General features: G+C 42.9%; 16 protein-coding genes. 13 read left to right on the top strand and 3 right to left on the bottom strand.

Features of this window, described 5'->3' with window-relative positions; genetic code table 11:
• Positions 1–7: 7 nt before the first annotated feature.
• A complete protein-coding gene (locus ATG71_RS16890) occupies positions 8–1,363 on the top strand; it encodes an aspartate aminotransferase family protein (RefSeq protein ID WP_098440679.1) in 1,356 nt (451 codons plus the stop codon).
• Between the two features lie 33 nt (positions 1,364–1,396).
• Here ATG71_RS16890 and ATG71_RS16885 read toward each other — a convergent pair whose 3' ends face one another.
• Positions 1,397–2,323, bottom strand: coding sequence for a VanW family protein (locus ATG71_RS16885; RefSeq protein WP_098440678.1), 927 nt, complete (start codon positions 2,321–2,323; stop codon positions 1,397–1,399).
• A 131-nt stretch (positions 2,324–2,454) separates the two neighbouring features.
• Between ATG71_RS16885 and ATG71_RS16880 the strand changes: the two genes are divergently transcribed.
• The 4 genes from ATG71_RS16880 to mutL all read left to right on the top strand — a co-directional run bounded on the left by ATG71_RS16880 (position 2,455) and on the right by mutL (position 8,670).
• Positions 2,455–3,273, top strand: coding sequence for a hypothetical protein (locus ATG71_RS16880; RefSeq protein ID WP_286163047.1), 819 nt, complete (start codon positions 2,455–2,457; stop codon positions 3,271–3,273).
• Positions 3,274–3,405: 132 nt separating this feature from the next.
• Positions 3,406–4,008: a DedA family protein gene (locus tag ATG71_RS16875; protein ID WP_286163046.1), complete on the top strand. Its 603-nt coding sequence runs from the start codon at positions 3,406–3,408 to the stop codon at positions 4,006–4,008.
• 162 nt (positions 4,009–4,170) lie between these two features.
• Entirely contained in the window at positions 4,171–6,792 is a 2,622-nt protein-coding gene (mutS, locus tag ATG71_RS16870) for a DNA mismatch repair protein MutS (RefSeq protein WP_098440676.1), read from the top strand.
• A gap of 12 nt (positions 6,793–6,804) precedes the next feature.
• The gene (mutL, locus tag ATG71_RS16865; RefSeq protein WP_098440675.1) at positions 6,805–8,670 is read left to right on the top strand and encodes a DNA mismatch repair endonuclease MutL; all 1,866 of its coding nucleotides are present in this window, start codon (positions 6,805–6,807) and stop codon (positions 8,668–8,670) included.
• Positions 8,671–8,711: 41 nt separating this feature from the next.
• On the opposite strand, the gene ATG71_RS16860 is transcribed toward mutL, so the two are convergent.
• Complete coding sequence (locus ATG71_RS16860; RefSeq protein WP_098440674.1) at positions 8,712–9,158, bottom strand: DUF4385 domain-containing protein; 447 nt, start codon at positions 9,156–9,158, stop codon at positions 8,712–8,714.
• Between the two features lie 190 nt (positions 9,159–9,348).
• Here ATG71_RS16860 and ATG71_RS16855 point away from each other — a divergent pair, with 190 nt between their 5' ends.
• The 5 genes from ATG71_RS16855 (at position 9,349) to spoVK (ending at position 15,733) form a co-directional block, all read left to right on the top strand.
• Positions 9,349–10,386, top strand: a complete 1,038-nt coding sequence (locus ATG71_RS16855) for a class I SAM-dependent methyltransferase (protein ID WP_098440673.1) — start codon at positions 9,349–9,351, stop codon at positions 10,384–10,386.
• 185 nt (positions 10,387–10,571) lie between these two features.
• Positions 10,572–12,941 (top strand): penicillin acylase family protein, encoded by a 2,370-nt coding sequence (locus ATG71_RS16850; protein ID WP_142953521.1) that lies wholly within the window; start codon positions 10,572–10,574, stop codon positions 12,939–12,941.
• A 227-nt stretch (positions 12,942–13,168) separates the two neighbouring features.
• Positions 13,169–14,128, top strand: coding sequence for a tRNA (adenosine(37)-N6)-dimethylallyltransferase MiaA (miaA, locus tag ATG71_RS16845; protein WP_098440671.1), 960 nt, complete (start codon positions 13,169–13,171; stop codon positions 14,126–14,128).
• A 27-nt stretch (positions 14,129–14,155) separates the two neighbouring features.
• The gene (hfq, locus tag ATG71_RS16840) at positions 14,156–14,389 is read left to right on the top strand and encodes an RNA chaperone Hfq (RefSeq protein WP_098440670.1); all 234 of its coding nucleotides are present in this window, start codon (positions 14,156–14,158) and stop codon (positions 14,387–14,389) included.
• Between the two features lie 387 nt (positions 14,390–14,776).
• Complete coding sequence (spoVK, locus tag ATG71_RS16835) at positions 14,777–15,733, top strand: stage V sporulation protein K (protein ID WP_098440669.1); 957 nt, start codon at positions 14,777–14,779, stop codon at positions 15,731–15,733.
• Between the two features lie 49 nt (positions 15,734–15,782).
• Here the strand turns inward: spoVK and ATG71_RS16830 are convergent, their stop codons facing one another.
• Positions 15,783–16,391, bottom strand: a complete 609-nt coding sequence (locus ATG71_RS16830; RefSeq protein ID WP_098440668.1) for a trimeric intracellular cation channel family protein — start codon at positions 16,389–16,391, stop codon at positions 15,783–15,785.
• A gap of 203 nt (positions 16,392–16,594) precedes the next feature.
• Here ATG71_RS16830 and hflX point away from each other — a divergent pair, with 203 nt between their 5' ends.
• The 3 genes from hflX to ATG71_RS16815 all read left to right on the top strand — a co-directional run bounded on the left by hflX (position 16,595) and on the right by ATG71_RS16815 (position 19,699).
• Complete coding sequence (gene hflX / locus ATG71_RS16825) at positions 16,595–17,848, top strand: GTPase HflX (protein ID WP_098440667.1); 1,254 nt, start codon at positions 16,595–16,597, stop codon at positions 17,846–17,848.
• A 17-nt stretch (positions 17,849–17,865) separates the two neighbouring features.
• A complete protein-coding gene (locus tag ATG71_RS16820) occupies positions 17,866–19,134 on the top strand; it encodes a methionine gamma-lyase family protein (protein ID WP_098440666.1) in 1,269 nt (422 codons plus the stop codon).
• 148 nt (positions 19,135–19,282) lie between these two features.
• Positions 19,283–19,699, top strand: coding sequence for a MerR family transcriptional regulator (locus ATG71_RS16815; RefSeq protein WP_060673272.1), 417 nt, complete (start codon positions 19,283–19,285; stop codon positions 19,697–19,699).
• The last annotated feature ends 26 nt before the right edge of the window (positions 19,700–19,725 follow it).

Genomic DNA, 19,725 nt, shown 5'->3' with positions numbered 1-19,725 from the left:
AATCTTCATGGTAAAAGCAGGTCAATCTCAAGATGTATGGTTAAAGCAGGATGAGAAGCTAATTTGGCACTCCATGAAACCATATAATCCCGAGGGCACGATGGTTGTGACGGAATCTCACGGGTCGTGGATAACTGATCAGGATGGACAGAAGTATCTTGATGGAATGGCAGGATTATGGTGTGTTAACGTTGGATATGGACGACAGGAGTTAGCAGAGGCAGCTTACGAGCAGCTCAAGAAAATGGCTTACTTCCCTCTTACCCAAAGTCATCAGCCGGCCATTGAACTTGCAGAGAAGTTAAATCAATTACTTGGTGATGAATATGTGATATTCTTCTCTAACAGTGGATCTGAAGCCAATGAAACGGCCTTTAAGATCGCCCGCCAATATCATCAACAAAACGGTGAGGAGGGAAGATATAAAATTTTCTCCCGGTATAGAGGGTATCACGGTAACTCTATGGGGGCCTTGGCTGCTACAGGGCAGGCTCAGCGTAAATTCAAGTATGAACCATTGGCGCCTGGATTTCACCATATTGCTCCTCCCGACGCATACCGCGATGATGTGACAGGGGGGAATCCCCACGACCTTCCAGGAGTGAAGGCGATTGACCAGGCCATGACATGGGAACTAAGTGAAACAGTCGCTGCATTGATCATGGAGCCAATCATTACAGGCGGAGGAATCCTCATGCCGCAGGATGGCTATATGAAAGCGGCCAAAGAAGTGTGTGTGAAGCATGGTGCTCTCTTAATAGTAGATGAAGTGATTTGTGGGTTTGGAAGGACCGGAAAGGCATTCGGCTTTATGAATTATGATGTGAAGCCTGATATCATCACAATGGCCAAGGGAATTACCAGTGCTTATCTCCCGTTATCCGCCACTGCTGTAAAGCGTGAGATCTATGAAGCTTTTAAGGGATCTGAAGAATATGATTATTTCCGTCATATCAACACATTCGGAGGAAATCCTGCAGCCTGTGCGCTGGCTTTGAAGAACATTGAAATCATGGAAAACGAGAAACTCTTTGATCGGTCGAAAGACCTGGGGGAAAAAGCGTTAAATTCCTTAAAAAATCACCTCCAGGATCACCCCTATGTAGGGGATGTCAGAGGGAAGGGATTATTGATCGGAATTGAGATGGTGACTCATAAGGATACCAAGGAGCCTTTGGAGCTGGATAAAGTTAACGCCGTCATAGGATATTGTAAGCAAAATGGAGTCATCATCGGGAAAAATGGTGCGACCGTGGCAGGTTTCAACAATGTCCTGACAATTTCACCTCCGCTAAACATCGAAGAAGAAGATCTGGAACGACTGGTATCGACTGTCATCGAAGGGATCCAACACCTTAATTAATCAGGTTAAAGGCGTCTGCAAGTGCAGATGCCTTTAATTTTGTATGGAATGATCGACTTGTTTTTCCTGGGGTAATTCCCGGGAGGCGCTTGGGACCTTTCTTTTTTTCACATTGATAAGATCAGATGAATGCACGGTTATGATCACTTGCCCACCTGCAATTTTTGCCCGGATGAGAAGGGGCTGATTATAAGCATTTTTAAAGGTGAAATCGGGTCCGTACCAGCTCACCGTGGCATCTCTGCCCTCAGGGACATATGGCACTCGTTTTGAGTGGTGATACCTTTCCAATATGGTAACGCCCGCTTGATCTACCGCATTATATAAGGTTGATGATACCTGGCAGATACCACCCCCGATATCCTCTGAAAGTTCCCCTCTTACAATGACGGGGGCTTTTTTATACCCCTTTTCTTTCGTTCTTTTTCCTACCACGCCATTAAAAGAGAATACTTCCCCTGGAAACACCACCGTATTGTTGATTTTTTTGGTTGCCAGGGTAATATTTTGCGTTCGCTCTTCATTATGTCTATTAAAGAATGTAACGTACTGCCCGATCTTTTGTGTACGTATGTGAGCGAGGATTTCACTGTCCACCTTTGGATATAACGTTAATAAAGGAGGTTCGATCACTCCGGATCCCTTTGATAACAAGAAACCATCGACCAGACCACGGAATTTCCTTTCATGAAGCTTATATCCGGCTTCTTCGGGGACGATCCGGTTATGTTCATTTATATAGGCATTATGCGGAGGGGTGTAGACCATATTCTGGACGTTTGAAACAACATCTTCATAGTGTTTCTCATTCATTAATGGTTCATCCAACAATGGTACCTTCAGGTAGTGGCGGTCAACCGAAATGGGTGTATGATTTGGTGACTGGATATGTAAGTGATCATGACCTCCCATTGCCGGAAACACTAACAGACCAATCGCGGTCAGTTTAAGCAAAAGCATATGAACCCTCCCTTTCATGGGTAGTATCCGTATAAAAAAGCTATTTCATGTTCAACTGCCATTTCCAAAAATTGAGCGAATGAACCGGCAATAATGTGACCAAAACTAAGGGAAAAAATGAGGTTTCGTACATGCTTTTTATGATGAGATTCACAATCGTCCTGTCAATGCTCCTTGTCTTTGGAGCAAAATCGGCCGATGCCATACCGAGTTTTCAAGTTGAGATTCTTCCATGGGAACAAGTAAAGGAAATGATTCCAAACCACTCTTATTTTACGATTATTGATATAGATACAGGATTGTCTTTCAACGTGCAGAGAAGGGCAGGAAGTAAACATGCGGATGTGCAGCCGGTCACAGATAAAGATACGAAAATAATGAAAGCCATTTACAAAGGAAAGTGGAGTTGGGATCGTCGTGCCATTCTGGTATTGGTTCATGACCAGCTCATCTCTGCCTCCATGAATGGAATGCCTCATGGTGCCGGAGCACTCCAAAATAATTTCCCAGGGCATTTCTGTGTCCATTTTTACAGAAGTACGACGCATAAGACCCCCACTCCAGACTTAGCCCATAAAGTCATGATATTAAAAGCAGGTGGTGAACTGGACAGTTTCCTATACCGTATGGATCCATATGAATTAATCAGCATACTTGAGATTGCCATCAATCAGCAGGATGAAGGACTTCTTTCACATATCATGTCCGGAAACAAGCATTCAATCAAAAAGGCCCTTGCTTCGGTGGAACATTTCCGGATTACTCAAAGATCCATACTTCCCGTTGAGGACTTGCCTGCTCTTGTGGCGATGAAAGTACAATTCAAAGTGAAATGGATCAGGTCCAATCATTCACAGGGGGAAAAGGAAGCCGTTTTTTATTTACGCAGGGATTCATTGGAAGATCAATGGAAAATAGATGGTCCAACATTCACTGATGAAATTGATTAATGTACGAATCAACTAACAATAATTCCCTCCAGTGGGTGAAATCTTATTCTTTATATGAGTTTCCATTAGCTGAAAGAGGGAAAAGGGTATATAAATGAATCGTGGAGGGAAAGTCCGATGTTGGAGTTTGTCATGAAATTAATTAAGGAGTTGGGAATGTGGGGGTTATTCGCTGGAAATGCCATTGAAGCATCCTCATTGCCTTTTCCAGGCGCCCTTGTGACGCTGACTTATGGGTACGTATTGGGTCCATCCCCGATGAAGCTCTTAATATTAGCACTCACCAGCAGTGCCATCTATACCATTTTTAGTTTCATCCCTTATGGTATCGGATTTAAGCTTAAGGATAAGATCAAGGAGAAAACCAGTTCGAAGAAAATTGAAAAGGGGCAGAAGTGGTTCCGGAAATGTGGATTGTGGAGTATTGCGATCACGAGACCCCTCGGCATCGGTAATTATGTCTCATATGTTGCTGGTATCAGTAAAGTGAATAAGTGGAAATTCGGAGGATTAACCTTTATAGGAATATTCCCGATCACCCTCACGATGTTAATAGTCGGGAAAAATGGTAATTTGAAATCCGTTCAATCCATGATGAGCCATATACAGACCTATCTTCTCATCGGAGGGGCAGTCCTCCTGATTGGTTACCTGCTATATAAGTACGTGTATAAACCAAAAGCAAAGCCCGCTTGTTTACAAGATAAAACAAGTATCGCCAAGCAAGCTGAATAAATAACGGAAAGTTCGCTCCTGAAAATGGGAAGCGGATTTTTTTTGATTACAGGGTATCTCATCATGCGTTTCCTCAATCTACTACATGCTTCAACCCTGATCTGTATGATATAATGAATAGTCGAGAATAGCAGATTTACTTGGAAAGGTTTGAATGAAACCATGACACAATATACTCCAATGATAAAACAATACTTACAAGTAAAGGCAGAATACCAGGATGCCTTTTTATTTTTTCGTTTAGGCGATTTTTATGAAATGTTTTTTGATGATGCCGTCAAAGCATCGCAGGAACTTGAAATAACCTTAACAAGCCGTGATGGGGGTGGAAAGGAACGAATCCCCATGTGCGGTGTACCCTATCATTCTGCTCCTAATTACATAGAGCAGCTTATCGATAAAGGATTCAAAGTAGCGATATGTGAACAGACCGAAGATCCAAAGCAAGCCAAGGGGGTCGTGAAGAGGGAAGTCGTCCAGCTCATAACACCAGGGACTGTGATGGATGGTAAAGGTCTGAATGACAAGGAGAATAACTATATTGCTTCCGTAACCGCTTTTGATGATGATACGTATGGACTTGCCTATAGTGACCTTACAACAGGTGAAACCAAGGTGACGGTCGTTTCAGAAGGACTGCAGGCGTTGATGAATGAATTAGCCACCATTGGAGCAAAAGAAGTGGTTATCCATCCTGATCTTTCTGATGAAATTCAGGGAAGGATCAAAGAAAGAACCGATGTTACGTTATCGTATGAGCAGGACTCGAATCAAGGACAAGCTTTCACTCATCTGGTGGAACCGCTGAAGCAAGGGAAACTCATTCAAGCTTCTTCGCTCCTGTTCCATTATTTATTCCGAACACAGAAAAGGAGTTTGGATCACCTGCAAATCGTGGAAACGTATCAGCTTCACCAGTTTATGAAAATGGATTATTATTCGAAGCGGAACCTGGAGCTGACAGAAACCATCCGTTCCAAAGGAAAGAAAGGGTCACTTCTTTGGCTGTTGGATGAAACGATGACAGCGATGGGTGCCCGGCTCTTAAAACAATGGATCGATCGACCCCTCATAAATAAACAGGAAATCGAAAGGCGTCAGACAGTGGTGGAGGTGTTATTGGAACGGTTCTTTGAAAGGCAGGATCTGAGAGAACGACTTAAAGAAGTGTATGATCTCGAGAGACTGGCCGGCCGCGTCGCCTTCGGAAATGTAAACGGACGTGATTTGATCCAGTTGAAAAAATCCCTGCAACAGATCCCAGTGTTAAAGCAATTGATCCAATCGCTGGAAAATGATGCAACCGATGAGCTTGTCGCAAGGCTCGACCCTTGTGAAGAGTTGACGAACCTTCTCGAAAAGGCATTGATCGAAAATCCTCCCCTGTCTATAAAAGAAGGAAGTTTGATTCAGGATGGGTATCATGAAGAACTGGATCAATATCGTGATGCAAGTAAAAACGGGAAATCCTGGATTGCGAAGCTTGAACGGGATGAAAGGGAAAGGACTGGCATCAGGTCACTTAAAGTAGGATTTAACCGGGTATTTGGATACTACATCGAAGTAACGAGAGCGAATCTGCAGCACCTGGAAGAGGGACGCTATGAACGGAAGCAGACGTTAACAAATGCGGAGCGGTTCATTACCCCGGAATTGAAAGAGAAAGAATCACTCATCCTCCAGGCTGATGAAAAGAGTGTGGATTTAGAATATGAATTGTTCCTTGGAATACGTGAAAAGGTAAAGGAATTTATTCCCCGCCTGCAAAAACTGGCAAAACTCGTGAGTGAACTGGACGTTCTGCAGTGCTTTGCTACAGTCAGCGAGAAACGTCATTACTCACGCCCTGTCTTCAATGACGAAAGAAGAATCATGTTGAAGGATGGACGGCATCCCGTTGTCGAAAAGGTGATGGGTGCCCAGGAGTACGTTCCGAATGATTGTTATATGGACGAGGAGAGGGAAGTCTTTCTTATCACCGGACCCAATATGTCGGGTAAAAGCACCTATATGAGACAAGTGGCCCTAACGAGCATCCTGGCCCAGATCGGGTGTTATGTCCCTGCAAGCGAGGCAAATCTTCCTGTCTTTGATCAGGTATTCACCCGCATTGGAGCTGCAGATGATTTGATTTCCGGTCAGAGTACATTCATGGTAGAAATGCTTGAGGCAAAGAATGCCATCATCCACGCGACTCAGCAAAGTCTGATTCTGTTCGATGAAATAGGACGGGGCACATCCACTTATGACGGGATGGCACTGGCACAAGCAATCATTGAATACATCCATGAACATATTGGGGCCAAAACCTTGTTCTCCACTCACTACCATGAACTAACGGTTCTTGAAGAAGAGTTGGCAAAAGTGAAAAACGTTCATGTAAGTGCGATGGAGCAAAATGGCAAACTTGTTTTTCTTCATAAAATCAAAGAGGGTGCGGCAGACAAAAGTTATGGAATACATGTTGCTGAACTTGCTGAACTGCCACAAGCCCTCATTCAAAGAGCGAATGAAATTCTTCTTGAGCTTGAACGGAAGGAAGAACCTTCATCTTCCAATGAAGTAGCGGCTTCAAGGGAGTCGTTTGTAGAAAAGCGGGAAACAAGTGAAGAAGATTTGGCCCAGCTATCCTTTTTTGGAGCTGAGAAATCGGAAAAGAAAGAAAAGCTGAATTCCAAAGAAAAGAAATGCATAGAGGAATTGAAAAAATTGGATATCCTTGAAATGACGCCATTGGATGCTATGAATACGCTATACGGGATCCAAAAAAAGTTAAAGCAATAAGGAGGTGGAACTGTGGTGAAAATATTTCAGCTTGATGATTCCCTTTCTAATAAAATCGCAGCAGGGGAAGTGGTGGAACGACCGGCTTCTGTGGTGAAGGAACTCCTTGAAAATAGCATCGATGCAGGTGGGACCGTCATCGAAATCCATATCGAGGAAGCCGGTTTACAATCCATACGCATCATCGATAATGGCGACGGAATTGAGAAGGAAGATGTCCAAACAGCCTTTAAGCGGCATGCAACGAGTAAGATCAAAGATGAAAATGACCTATTCCGGATCCGGACATTGGGATTCAGGGGAGAAGCTCTTCCGAGTATCGCTTCTGTCTCTCATTTTTATTTAAAAACCAGTACGGGTGGAGGTCCCGGTACGAGTATCGAACTCCAAGGTGGAGAAGTACATTCGATCGAAAGTACGTCTTCCAGAAAAGGAACGGATATCACAGTTTCACACCTTTTCTTCAATACACCTGCACGATTAAAATACATGAAAACCATTCATACGGAGCTTGGAAATATAACGGATGTAGTGAACCGGATCGCCCTCGCCCATCCCTTTGTCTCGATCAGGCTTCTCCATAACGGCAAATCGCTTTTGCAGACGAATGGCAATGGGGATGTCCGGCAGGTTCTTGCCGCGATATATGGAGTCGGGATAGCAAAGAAAATGGTACCGATCGAAGTGGAGTCCCTTGATTTTAAAGTAAAAGGATTCATATCCCTTCCTGAAGTGACCCGGGCATCAAGGAATTACATCTCGACGATGATCAACGGTAGATTCATCAAGAACTATGCACTGGCGAAAGCGATCGGGGAAGGATATCACACCCTTCTCCCCATCGGTCGTCATCCCATCGTGCTCCTTAGTATCGAGATGGATCCGATCCTGGTGGATGTGAACGTGCATCCATCGAAAATGGAGGTCCGCATCAGTAAGGAAGCAGAGCTCAATGCGTTGGTGACGGAAGGGATCAAGAGGGTGTTTAAAGGAAAGGAACTGATTCCAACAGGATCCCTTTCACCTAAACTGGCTCAGCCGAAGTCGGAGCAGACATACATGAATCTCGATCACTCGGCTAAGAGACAAGAAGGTAGATATGGGAACAGCGACTCCGTTCGGGAGCCGCTGCTGCCTAAAGAAGAGATGGTGAAGCTGTACGAGCGGCAACCACCTGTCATTGAGAAGGATGCAAGCATCGATTCTAATGAAGAATCTTTTCAGGGATACCCTATCGAGGAGGAAGAAGCCTGGGAACAACCTATACAGGAAATCGACGAGAATGAGGAAACACCCCGGGTTCCCACTCTCTATCCTGTCGGGCAAATGCATGGCACGTATATATTCGCCCAAAATGAACGTGGTCTTTATATCATCGATCAGCATGCAGCTCAGGAACGGATAAAGTATGAATTTTATAAAGAGAAAGTGGGGCAGGTCGCGAAAGAGCTTCAGGAACTCCTTGTTCCCCTTACACTTGAATTCTCCACGGACGAGTATATAAAGATCAATGAATCTCGTTCTCTCCTTGAAGAAGTAGGGGTTTTCCTTGAGGATTTCGGATACAACAGTTTCATCGTACGTGCCCATCCACAGTGGTTTCCTAAAGGGGAAGAGCAGGAAACCATCGAAGACATGATTGAGCAGATCATCAAGATGAACAAGGTCGATATTAAAAAGCTCAGGGAAGAAGCAGCCATCATGATGAGTTGCAAAGGATCGATCAAAGCAAATCATCATTTGAGGAATGAGGATATGCAGGCGCTGCTGGATGAATTAAGAAGAACCAGCGATCCATTCACCTGTCCTCACGGTCGACCGATTATCATTCATTATTCCACTTATGAAATGGAGAAAATGTTTAAACGGATTATGTAATGGAATGAATGGGGATGAGCCTTTACAAGGTTCATCCCCATTCAACCATATTTGTTCTGATGTTCCTTTTTCCTTTTCAGATAGTCTTCATCTTCCCTTGCCAATTTCCATTTCTCTTCAAAAATGGCGGCTGATTCAGCTTTCTGTTCATCTATCTTTCGATCTTTGATATCCCCATCCTTATCATATTTTTTTCCTCCAGGATAATTGGCGTACCTTCTGGCCCTCGTATAGCCCATCTGAAGGAATTTCCTTGCCATATCCATTCCCACAAAATCATTTTCCTCCTTATATTGAAGAAACATGCGATAAATGGTATTTGAGGATTCTTCTGCTATTTGGGGTGTTTTAAAACGCCATTCTGGAAGGATTTCGCTTTTATAGGGCTCTACAAGTAAAACGCCTTGTTCCCCGCGGCCTACACGGTATTTTTCAGGATGTTTACGAAAATCAATAGAATCAAAATCAAGATCATAATCAAAAGACATGACCCTCACCTCCTAACTCCCTTCTACCCATAATCCTCTTAGGAATAAACGAAGAGAAGTTCCTGTAAATATTTACGATAATAACATTATGGTAACTAGAAAAAATTCATGCTAAAAGAGGATTTTCAATTCTTTTCTTTAATGTATATAGAAAGGATGTAAGCGCTCTTTTGAAGAGGGGGGAAGTAGGATGATTGAAGTTGAAACGTCTCTAAACAATGAATCTGTTCAGGAAGAAACATATTTAACGGCATCTTATCGAGTGGATAAAAGGCAGTTTTCTGAAAAGGAATATAATAAATTTGTAAAGTTGAAGGGGGTCAGGGATTGGTCCACATTAACTTGGAAGGACGTTGGAAGGCCTTATGAGGTGACGTCCTTTGCTAAAGAAAAAAAGGATTGGGAAAAAGAAAAAGGAAAATCACTACCCGTCCATACGTCTTGGGAAATGTTTAATCGCTCTTTCCACGAATGGTTTGTGAAAGATGTGCCTGCAGAAACGAAAGAAAGCAGAAGTCGCATCGTCAGGAATGCCCTGAAATTGAATGTAAATAAATCCACGGAAGCATTAGGGGATCATCTCAGGCTTCATCTCTGGAATTATGTCCACAGAATTCAGGATGGTGTGTGGGATCCCAGGGGGAAGAGAGCCTTATTCGGCGGACTTGATGTCGTTAAGCCGAAAATATTATTTTTAGGGGCAGCGGAAGGATATGAAGCCATGCAGCTCTCAGCCCTCTATCCCGGCAGTGAAATCGTGATGGTCGATTATGATTCGTTTTGTCGTGAGACCCGGTATCGGGAATTTCCGGAAACGTACCCGTTCCTCGGGCCAAATCCCTCGACAGGTGGATTCAAAACGTATTATAAAGGTGACTTTAAGACAACATACATCGTCGCGGATATCAGGGATGTATCGTTTGGAAGGGAGTTTGACATCGTTTTGAGTGTTGGGCTCTTAGAACATTTTCCCGATGATTATAAGTCGGAAGTGATAGAGTGGCATCGGAAATTCTTGAAGCCAAATGGATACATGGTCCTGACCACACCAAGGGCTCAACTTAAATCCAAAATCTACTACGAAGTGATGGCGGATGTGATGAACCACACGTACAGGGAATTGATGACCGTCGAACAAATGGGTCTATACTTATACGAAAATGGGGTGGATATTTTACAACACGGATATATTAAAGTTCATAATGGAATCATTGCTAAAATAAGATAAGAGAAAATAAGCATTTAATTGATCCCTATTCAATCGAATGCTTTTTTTTATGATGTTGATTCCTCCAATATGAAAATTCTCCTTTAGAGAGCAGGATTTCTCACCTAAAAGGCTAATAGTAAAGATATAATTATTTTTCAGAAAATTCTATATATAAACTGGGGGATAGTAGAATGGATGGAGGCATTGAGCTTCAGCATCAGAAAAAGAATAAACGTCTGAAGATAACGCTTTGGACCGCAGGAAGTATATTGTTTATCCTGCTCGGACTATTGATCTTTGCAAATTATTATATTGACAGATCTCTTCCCGTGACATCCGGCACCATTACACTGAAGGGGTTATCAAAGGAAGTAACGATCATAAGAGACCAAGATGGCGTGCCTCATATTCAGGCTCAAAATGAAAAAGATCTCTATATGGCACAAGGATATGTTCAAGCGCAGGATCGTTTGTTCCAAATGGATCTAAGCAGGCGCCAGGCATCGGGAAGATTGAGTGAAGTTGTTGGGGAGAAGGCGGTGGATAGGGACAAGTTCTTCCGTACATTTGGTTTAAGGAGGGCAGCGGAGGTTTCTTTTACCGCCTATCCGGATGAAGCAAAGCAGCTTCTGGAGTGGTATGCCGAGGGAGTCAATGCGTATATGGAAGAAGCGAAAGACGGGGGAAGGCTTCCTATTGAATTCACTCTATTAGGTTACAAACCTGAGAAATGGACACCGATTGACTCTTTGACCATCGGGAAATACATGGCATTCGACCTTGGGGGGCATTGGCAGGGCCAGGCTTTCAGGTATTGGGCGTTGGATAATCTGTCGAAGGAAAAGGCTTATGACCTGTTCCCGACCTATCCGAAAGATGCGCCTACCATTCTATCAGATATAGGAGAGCCACAGATTGATTTCAAGCAATCATTCGCTGCAGCAGTCATACCGCCGGAATTTAACGGAAGCAATAACTGGGTTGTCAGTGGAGAGAAGACGAAAAGCGGAAAACCGTTACTGGCAGATGACCCACATCTATCACTGGGGACACCTTCCATATGGTATCAAATGCAGCTCGAGTCACCTGAAGTCAATGTAAGTGGAGTGATCTTTGCCGGAATTCCCGGGATTATCCTGGGTCATAATGAACAAATTGCATGGGGGGTCACCAACACGGGTCCCGATGTACAGGACTTGTATATTGAAAAACGTAGCGAGGAAGACCCCAATCTGTTTTTGTATGACGGGAATTGGGAAAAGGCAACCATCGTACAAGAACCGATTAAGGTAAAGGATGGTGAGACCATACCTTATAAAGTCACAATTACGAGACATGGTCCGGTGATTTCGGAATTTGCTCATCAAGATGAAGCCAAAGAAGTGATGGCCATGAGATGGACCGCATTGGATCCGAGTCTTGAGCTCTCTGCCATCATCAATATCAATAAGGCGAAGAATTGGGATGAATTCGAAGAAGCCCTGGAGGACTTTCATGTTCCTACCCAGAATTTCGTATTTGCTTCTAAAGATGGCACGATTGCATACAAGGCAAATGGAAAGATTCCTATCAGGAAGAAAGGGGATGGGCTATTGCCTGTTCCGGGATGGGATCCTGATTATGATTGGCAGGGATTCATTCCCTTTGACGAACTTCCGAAGGTGATCAATCCAGAATCAGGCTTTGTGGCTACTGCGAATAATAAAGTAGTAGATGATGATTATCCTTACCATATCAGTCATCACTGGGCACAACCGTATCGATATATGAGAATTTCAGAATACTTAGAAGGGAAAAGTGATCTTACGATTGCTGATATGAAAGCATTGCAAATGGATCAGAAGAATTTACATGCGCGTGAGTTTGTACCAATCCTTACCGAGGATTTGAAGACCGGGTCATTGACCGATGAGCAAAAAAAAGCCATTGAAATCCTGAACTCATGGAACTATCTTGATGATAAAAACTTAGCGGCCCCACTGATTTTTCATCAGTGGATGAATGAGATATCAACGGGACTTTTTGAAAAGGACGTACCGGATGATATGATGAAGCTCTTTGAAGGGCGTCAAAGTGTTGTCGATGAACTCATCCGAAAAGCTCACAAAGGGGAGGAGTCTGAGTGGTTTACAGATCAAGAAGGATACGGGACATTTTTGGCGAAGTCTCTTGCCAGTGCACTGAGTGAGCTTGAGGAAGCGTATGGGTCTTCCATGGATGATTGGGAGTGGGGAATGTATCATAGAGTGTATTTTGAGCATCCATTATCAAGTGCTTCGCCCATCTTAAAGAAGTTCTTGAACGAAAGAGAGCCTGTACCTGTCGGAGGAAGCAGGGTAACGGTGGAGGCTGCAAGTTATAATGAGGAAGGGATCGTGAATCACGGTGCTTCATGGAGATTTATGATCGATACTTCCGATATGGAGAACGGCTATCATATTGTCGGCCCGGGACAGGCGGGCCATTACAAAAGTGAATGGTATCAAGATCAAATTGATGCCTGGGTAAATGGAGATTATCACAAAACCTCACTTGCAGGCTCAAAAGGAGATCAATTGATACTAAAACCTTAACAAATCTAAACTGCTTAAAGGGAATTCCCTTTAAGCAGTTTTATTATACTCGTTACAATCAGAACGTTTTATTATGGAAAGAAACGGGTAGATTCACTTCATAGCAAACTGTTTTTTTTGAATAAGACCGGTAGAAATGGACATACTGACAAGATGTGATTTTAAACCTTCTATTATTATGGTACGATAATATGTAAAGAAACAGTTACATAGAAAGCAGTGAATGTATGACAAGAATGAATAAAGAGAAAGTGATTGTCCTTATTGGTCCGACTGCTGTAGGGAAAACCAGTACAAGCATAAGCCTTGCAAAACGATTCGATGGAGAAGTCATTAGTGGGGACTCCATGCAAATCTATAAGAGGATGGACATCGGCACTGCAAAAATCAGGGAAGAAGAGATGGAAGGCGTACCCCACCACTTGATCGATATAAAAAACCCTGAGGAATCTTTTTCAGTGGCGGAGTTTCAAAATCTTGTAAGAAAGAAAATATCCGATATTCATTCATGTGGGAAAATCCCTTTGATTGTGGGGGGGACGGGCCTTTACATCCAGGCAGTACTATATGATTATCAATTCACTGAAACACCAGGCGATGAACATTTTCGGGCAAAGTTAGAAGCGGAGTTTGAAATGCGAGGAGCTGATTGGCTTCATCATAAGCTGGTTAAGGTGGACCCGGTTTCAGCCGGTAACATTCATCCTAACAATACGAGGCGTGTGATCCGTGCATTGGAGATTTTCCATTGTACCGGTAAGACGATGAGTGAGTATCAAAGTTCCCAAACTCACGAGCTTCAGTATGATGTGGCGTTAATTGGTTTAACCATGGATCGGGAAAAACTGTATGAGAGAATCAATCTTCGGGTTGACCTGATGATACAAGAAGGACTTTTAGAAGAAGTGAAAGCGTTATATGATGGTGGCCTTAGAGACGTTCAATCTGTACAGGCGATAGGGTATAAAGAACTTTATGACTATTTCGAAGGTTCCGTCACCCTGGAGACAGCCATAGAAAACCTTAAGCAAAACTCCAGAAGATACGCCAAGCGTCAGCTTACCTGGTTCCGAAATAAAATGGATGTTGCCTGGTACGATATGACAGAAGAAAGTTTGTACAGCAAAAATATTGAGGACATTTCAGAATTTATTGCAGGAAAGCTTCAATTAGAGTCGAATAAGTAATGTAGAGATAGAAGAGGAGGACTAACCATGAAACAATCTATTAATATCCAAGATCAATTCCTAAATCAATTGCGAAAAGACGGTTCACTCGTAACGGTATTCCTTTTAAATGGCTTCCAGATTCGCGGTCAGGTAAAGGGGTTTGATAATTTTACCGTCCTTTTTGAAACAGAAGGTAAACAGCAACTGGTGTTTAAACATGCCATTTCAACATTCGCCCCTCAGCGAAATGTTCAAATAAATTTTGAAGAGCAAAATTAATGTTCATGAGAAAGCTGCCCTTTGTGGCAGCTTTTTATATGGGATCCGATGGGATGAATTCAAGAATAATTAATGAAATGTACGGTAAGTGAATAGGATAATAGAGAGGCTCTAATCTTCATCACCCTAAATCTCCCCAAAACAAAAATGGACACTGCGAGTGTAATCGCCAAGGGGCTTTTGGAGAGTATCAAACTGTATTCCTTAAAATATGTGAGTCCGAAATTAAAAATGCATTCACAGCGTAATTCTATTTATTTCTCGGGAAAGCGCAGGAATAGACAGGATTCTTTTTATTTGTCGAAAAAAATATGGTAAAACGACATGCATTTATCACCCTAATATCTTAGATGCGTATATTGTCTTTAGAATGGTGAGGTGAAATCTTTGGATCAACCAATGAGAATGAAAAATAACGGTCAAATCAGTATAGTATTGAATTCACAAAAAAGAAGTTCAATACGGGAAGCAGTAGATTCGGCTCCTCAGTCCCTTCCTCAAGAGCATGTAGCGTTAAAAGAAATTGAAGAAGAACTTAGCTCTCTTGTCGGAATGGAAGAAATGAAAAAAATGGTGAAAGAAATTTATGCATGGATATATGTGAATAAAAAGCGGGAAGCCATGGGGCTAAAGGCAGGAAAGCAAGCTCTTCATATGATGTTTAAAGGGAATCCCGGTACTGGTAAAACGACGGTTGCAAGAATCATCGGAAAACTGTTCTTAAAGATGAACGTGCTTTCGAAAGGACACTTAATCGAGGCAGAGAGGGCTGACCTGGTCGGTGAATATATTGGTCATACGGCTCAGAAAACTAGGGATTTAGTGAAAAAGGCACTGGGAGGGATCCTCTTCATTGATGAGGCGTATTCACTGGGCAGAGGTGGAGAAAAGGATTTTGGAAAAGAGGCCATCGATACCCTTGTGAAACATATGGAAGATAGGCAGCATGACTTTATCTTGATCCTGGCAGGGTATTCAAGGGAAATGGAGCACTTCCTAACCTTGAATCCAGGATTGCAATCACGATTTCCCCTTGTGTTTCATTTCCCTGATTATTCTGTAGATCAGCTGATGGAAATCGGCAAAAGGATGCTGGATGAAAAGCAGTACTTATTGAGCCATGACGCCGAAAGAAAGATCCGTGAACATTTGAGTGCGGCGAAAAACACATTATCTCCAATGGCATTTTCTAATGGAAGGTATGTTCGGAATGTACTTGAAAAATCGATAAGATCTCAAGCGATGAGGCTGTTGATGGAGAATTGTTACGATCGCGATGATCTCCTGACCATCCGCAGCAATGACCTGGTCTTTACTAAAACGGCTTCCGATCACCATACTTAGTAAAACGAAAAACAAAAAAATGCATTCACTTGTGAATGCATTTTTATCATTAAACATGAGCCCGTAAACTTCTATTTGGCAACCTCCATTTATATAGGTAGGAGAGTACCCGTAAAGCGGTCGTAATGACGAAAAGGGAGTATAACTCTAACGCTGAATTGACTATACCAAGTCCGATCGCCGCTCCACACAAAACTGCCCACACTGCATAAATTTCCGACCGTAGGACTAAAGGTTTCCGGCCAGCCAGAAGGTCACGGATAATTCCACCACCACTACCGGTTAAAACGGCAGCTACGATGATCGCACTGATGGGGTGGTTCATTTCGGAAGCATATAACGCCCCCTGAATGGCAAAAGCCGATAGACCGATGGCGTCAAAGAAATTCCCCCACTTCCTCCAATGTTTCAAAAGATTATTGGGGAACAGAAAGACCGCTGTAATGGAGAGAAGGGCAATCTGAAACAACATTCCCTGCTCCCATAAAGCGGAAACGGGTACACCGATCAGTAAATTCCGGATGGCGCCTCCTCCAAATGCAGTGACAATTCCTAATATATATACACCGAGGATATCATATTCCTCTTCCATGGCAATGATAGCTCCTGAAATAGCAAAAGCAATGGTACCGATGATACTTAGTACTTCCCACGTCATACACATTCCTCCTCACCCTATTACAATATGCTACATGCCATTATGTAGAATCTTGAAGTAGTGTTATGTCATAATCAAACATACTGATTTTAACACGTATGTGCTTATTTGCAACCATTTTTCATTGCTTTTTACATAGAGTTTACGATGCGGATTTGATATGATGGGAAATAGAATAAAACGGATAGAAAGAAGGTAGTTTATTGAAGAATGAAAATCTAGAAAAAGTCATTCTGGTGGGATGTCAACTGGACGATGATGACCTGCGTTTTCAATATAGTTTAACGGAACTTGCGGAGCTGACAGCAACAGCTCAAGGTAAAGTTGCTACCACCCTTATTCAAAAACGCGACAGGATCCATCCAAGTACTTATATCGGAAAGGGTAAAGTGGAGGAACTGGTTCTGTTGGAGGAGCAGTTTGAAGCGGACATCATCATCTTTAATGATGAACTGTCCCCCAGTCAGATCCGGAACTTATCAAAAGAATTAAACGGCAGGGTGATTGACCGTACACAACTGATATTGGACATTTTTGCACAGCGTGCCCGCTCAAGAGAAGGGAAATTACAAGTAGAACTTGCCCAGCTTCAGTACTTGCTGCCGAGACTCATCGGTCAAGGGGCATCACTCTCAAGGCTGGGCGGCGGGATAGGCACCAGGGGGCCTGGTGAAACGAAGCTCGAAAGTGATCGTCGACACATCCATAAAAGGATTGACGATATTAAAAAGCAATTACAAACCATAGTTGATCATAGAAAAAGGTACCGCGGGAGAAGGAAGCGAAACAAAGCTTTCCAGATTGCTCTCGTTGGATACACAAACGCTGGAAAATCCACGTTGTTCAATCGGATTTCAATGGCTGATTCGTATGAAGAAAATAAGTTATTTGCTACTTTGGATCCGATGACGAGGAAAATGCCTTTGCCCAGTGGATATTCCACGTTATTGACAGATACCGTAGGGTTCATTCAAGATTTACCGACCACGCTGGTTGCTGCATTTCGATCTACACTGGAAGAAGTAAAAGAGGCAGACCTCCTTCTTCATGTTGTGGATAGTTCAAATCCTGACTACAGTCAACACGAAAAGACAGTGCAATCCTTATTGAAGGATTTGGAAATGGATGGACTGCAGCAGCTGACAGTATACAACAAGCGGGATGAAATGGATCCCGAATTTGTTCCCGACAGCGAATCAGACACCATCCTCATTAGTGCCTGGAACGAAGAGGACAGAGGGAAGCTACTGATTAAGATAGAAGAAATCGTAAAGAATCACATGATACCTTATCATGTATTTGTCCCTGTGAATGAAGGGAAAATTCTATCCCAATTGAAGAGTGAAACCATCTTGAGAAAATTGGAGTTCCAAGAAGCGAGTCAAGTATATGAAATGACCGGATTTCATCTTGAAGATCATCCGATAGCAGGAAGCATCAAGAAATTTCAAAAGTAGAAGGGAAACAACACCAAATGTTTGAACAATTAGTAAATGGAACGGCATTACAATCACTTGTAACGAAAGTGGAAGCAGATATCAAAGACATACACAAAAAAATCGATGAACGGTCTGAAAGTAACCAGTTCAACGTTTTAAGAGCGTTTCAGAAGCACCGGGTAAGCGATTCTCACTTCATCCCGTCCACAGGCTATGGCTATGACGATGCAGGAAGGGACACCCTGGAAAGCATATACGCAGATGTATTTGGAGGGGAAGCAGGGCTAGTGCGGCCTCAAATCATTTCTGGTACCCATGCCATCTCCATCGCTTTGTTCGGTATACTCCGACCGGGAGATGAACTGGTGTACATAACAGGGAAACCTTATGATACATTAGAAGAAATTGTAGGAAGCCGAGGAAAGGGTACAGGTTCACTCAAAGACTTCCATATCGACTATCAGAGCGTTGATTTAGATGAGTCTGGAAAAGTCGATTTCGAAAAGGTGGCACGGACCATTTCTACAAAGACAAAAATGGTTGGGATCCAGCGATCGAAAGGGTATGCCAACCGCCCATCCTTTACAATTGAAGAAATAAAGGAAATGATTGATTTCATTAAAGAGATTGACCCTGGAATTGTTGTATTTGTAGATAACTGCTACGGGGAATTTGTCGAAGTGAATGAACCTTGTCACGTCGGGGCGGATCTAATAGCGGGATCCCTTATTAAAAATCCAGGGGGTGGCCTTGCAAAAACAGGTGGATATATCGTCGGAAAGAAAGAAAATGTAGAAGCCTGTTCCTTCCGTATGACCTCGCCGGGAATCGGGGCGGAGGCAGGGGCATCTCTCTACAGCCTTCAAGAAATGTATCAAGGATTCTTTTTGGCACCTCACGTGGTCGCGCAATCATTGAAAGGAGCGGTATTCACATCTGCTCTACTGACCGAGATTGGCATGAACACAGACCCTTCACCTCATGCCAGGCGCACGGATTTAATACAATCTGTGCAATTTGATGACAGGGAAAAGATGATCGCTTTCTGTCAGGCAATCCAATCAGCCTCACCGATCAATTCTCATTTCACGCCGTATCCGAACTATATGCCGGGCTATGTGGATGATGTCATCATGGCCGCAGGAACGTTCATTCAGGGAGCGAGCATTGAACTATCGGCGGATGGACCTATAAGACCACCTTATATAGCTTATGTTCAAGGCGGGTTAACTTACTCCCATGTAAAAATCGCCGTTTGCTCTGCGGTGGACAACTTAATTGAAAAAGGTTTAATCACCATATAAAAAGGATATTAAAGGAGTAATTGGATAGTCTAAAGTGGACTATCCAATTCTTTTGATTATTTATGTAAGAAAAACTCACATTTGATTGACAGAACTCCTAACATTACATATAATGAATTCAAGAAGGAAAACAAAAGGAGGAATCAAGATGAGCGGAAGTGAAATTCGTCGAACGATGGCATTATTTCCAATCAGTATTGTCATGCAGCTCACGGACTTAACGGCTCGTCAGATTCGATACTACGAAGAGCATCAACTGATAAACCCGGCACGGACCGAGGGGAATCGTCGGCTCTTTTCCTTGAATGACATTGATAAGTTATTAGAAGTAAAGGATCTGTTAGATCAAGGTATCAACATGGCAGGGATTAAGAAGATCTTTTCTGTGTCCGGTCATAATGAAAGCAAAGTCGTATCTGACGTAAGTAATGAAAAGGAAGAAAAAGCAAGACAGGATCTATCTGACGACGAGCTGCGTAAATTACTTCGCAATGAATTGATCCATTCCGGTCGGTTCAATCGATCATCTCTGCGTCAAGGAGATATGTCCCGCTTCTTTCATTAAATAAACCCTTTAATAAACTTGAGGAG

This window comes from Bacillus sp. es.034 (assembly GCF_002563655.1).
In the GTDB taxonomy this organism is placed as follows: domain Bacteria; phylum Bacillota; class Bacilli; order Bacillales; family Bacillaceae_B; genus Rossellomorea.
This window is presented reverse-complemented; position numbering and strand designations above follow the sequence as displayed.

Excerpts from the sequence above, each read along its gene's own strand:
- ATG71_RS16890 (WP_098440679.1), top strand. The coding sequence starts at position 8 with ATGGTAAAAGCAGGTCAATCTCAAGATGTATGGTTAAAGCAGGATGAG.
- ATG71_RS16885 (WP_098440678.1), bottom strand. The coding sequence starts at position 2,323 with ATGCTTTTGCTTAAACTGACCGCGATTGGTCTGTTAGTGTTTCCGGCA.
- ATG71_RS16880 (WP_286163047.1), top strand. The coding sequence starts at position 2,455 with ATGCTTTTTATGATGAGATTCACAATCGTCCTGTCAATGCTCCTTGTC.
- ATG71_RS16875 (WP_286163046.1), top strand. The coding sequence starts at position 3,406 with ATGAAATTAATTAAGGAGTTGGGAATGTGGGGGTTATTCGCTGGAAAT.
- mutS (WP_098440676.1), top strand. The coding sequence starts at position 4,171 with ATGACACAATATACTCCAATGATAAAACAATACTTACAAGTAAAGGCA.
- ATG71_RS16860 (WP_098440674.1), bottom strand. The coding sequence starts at position 9,158 with ATGTCTTTTGATTATGATCTTGATTTTGATTCTATTGATTTTCGTAAA.
- ATG71_RS16855 (WP_098440673.1), top strand. The coding sequence starts at position 9,349 with ATGATTGAAGTTGAAACGTCTCTAAACAATGAATCTGTTCAGGAAGAA.
- miaA (WP_098440671.1), top strand. The coding sequence starts at position 13,169 with ATGACAAGAATGAATAAAGAGAAAGTGATTGTCCTTATTGGTCCGACT.
- hfq (WP_098440670.1), top strand. The coding sequence starts at position 14,156 with ATGAAACAATCTATTAATATCCAAGATCAATTCCTAAATCAATTGCGA.
- ATG71_RS16830 (WP_098440668.1), bottom strand. The coding sequence starts at position 16,391 with ATGACGTGGGAAGTACTAAGTATCATCGGTACCATTGCTTTTGCTATT.
- ATG71_RS16820 (WP_098440666.1), top strand. The coding sequence starts at position 17,866 with ATGTTTGAACAATTAGTAAATGGAACGGCATTACAATCACTTGTAACG.
- ATG71_RS16815 (WP_060673272.1), top strand. The coding sequence starts at position 19,283 with ATGAGCGGAAGTGAAATTCGTCGAACGATGGCATTATTTCCAATCAGT.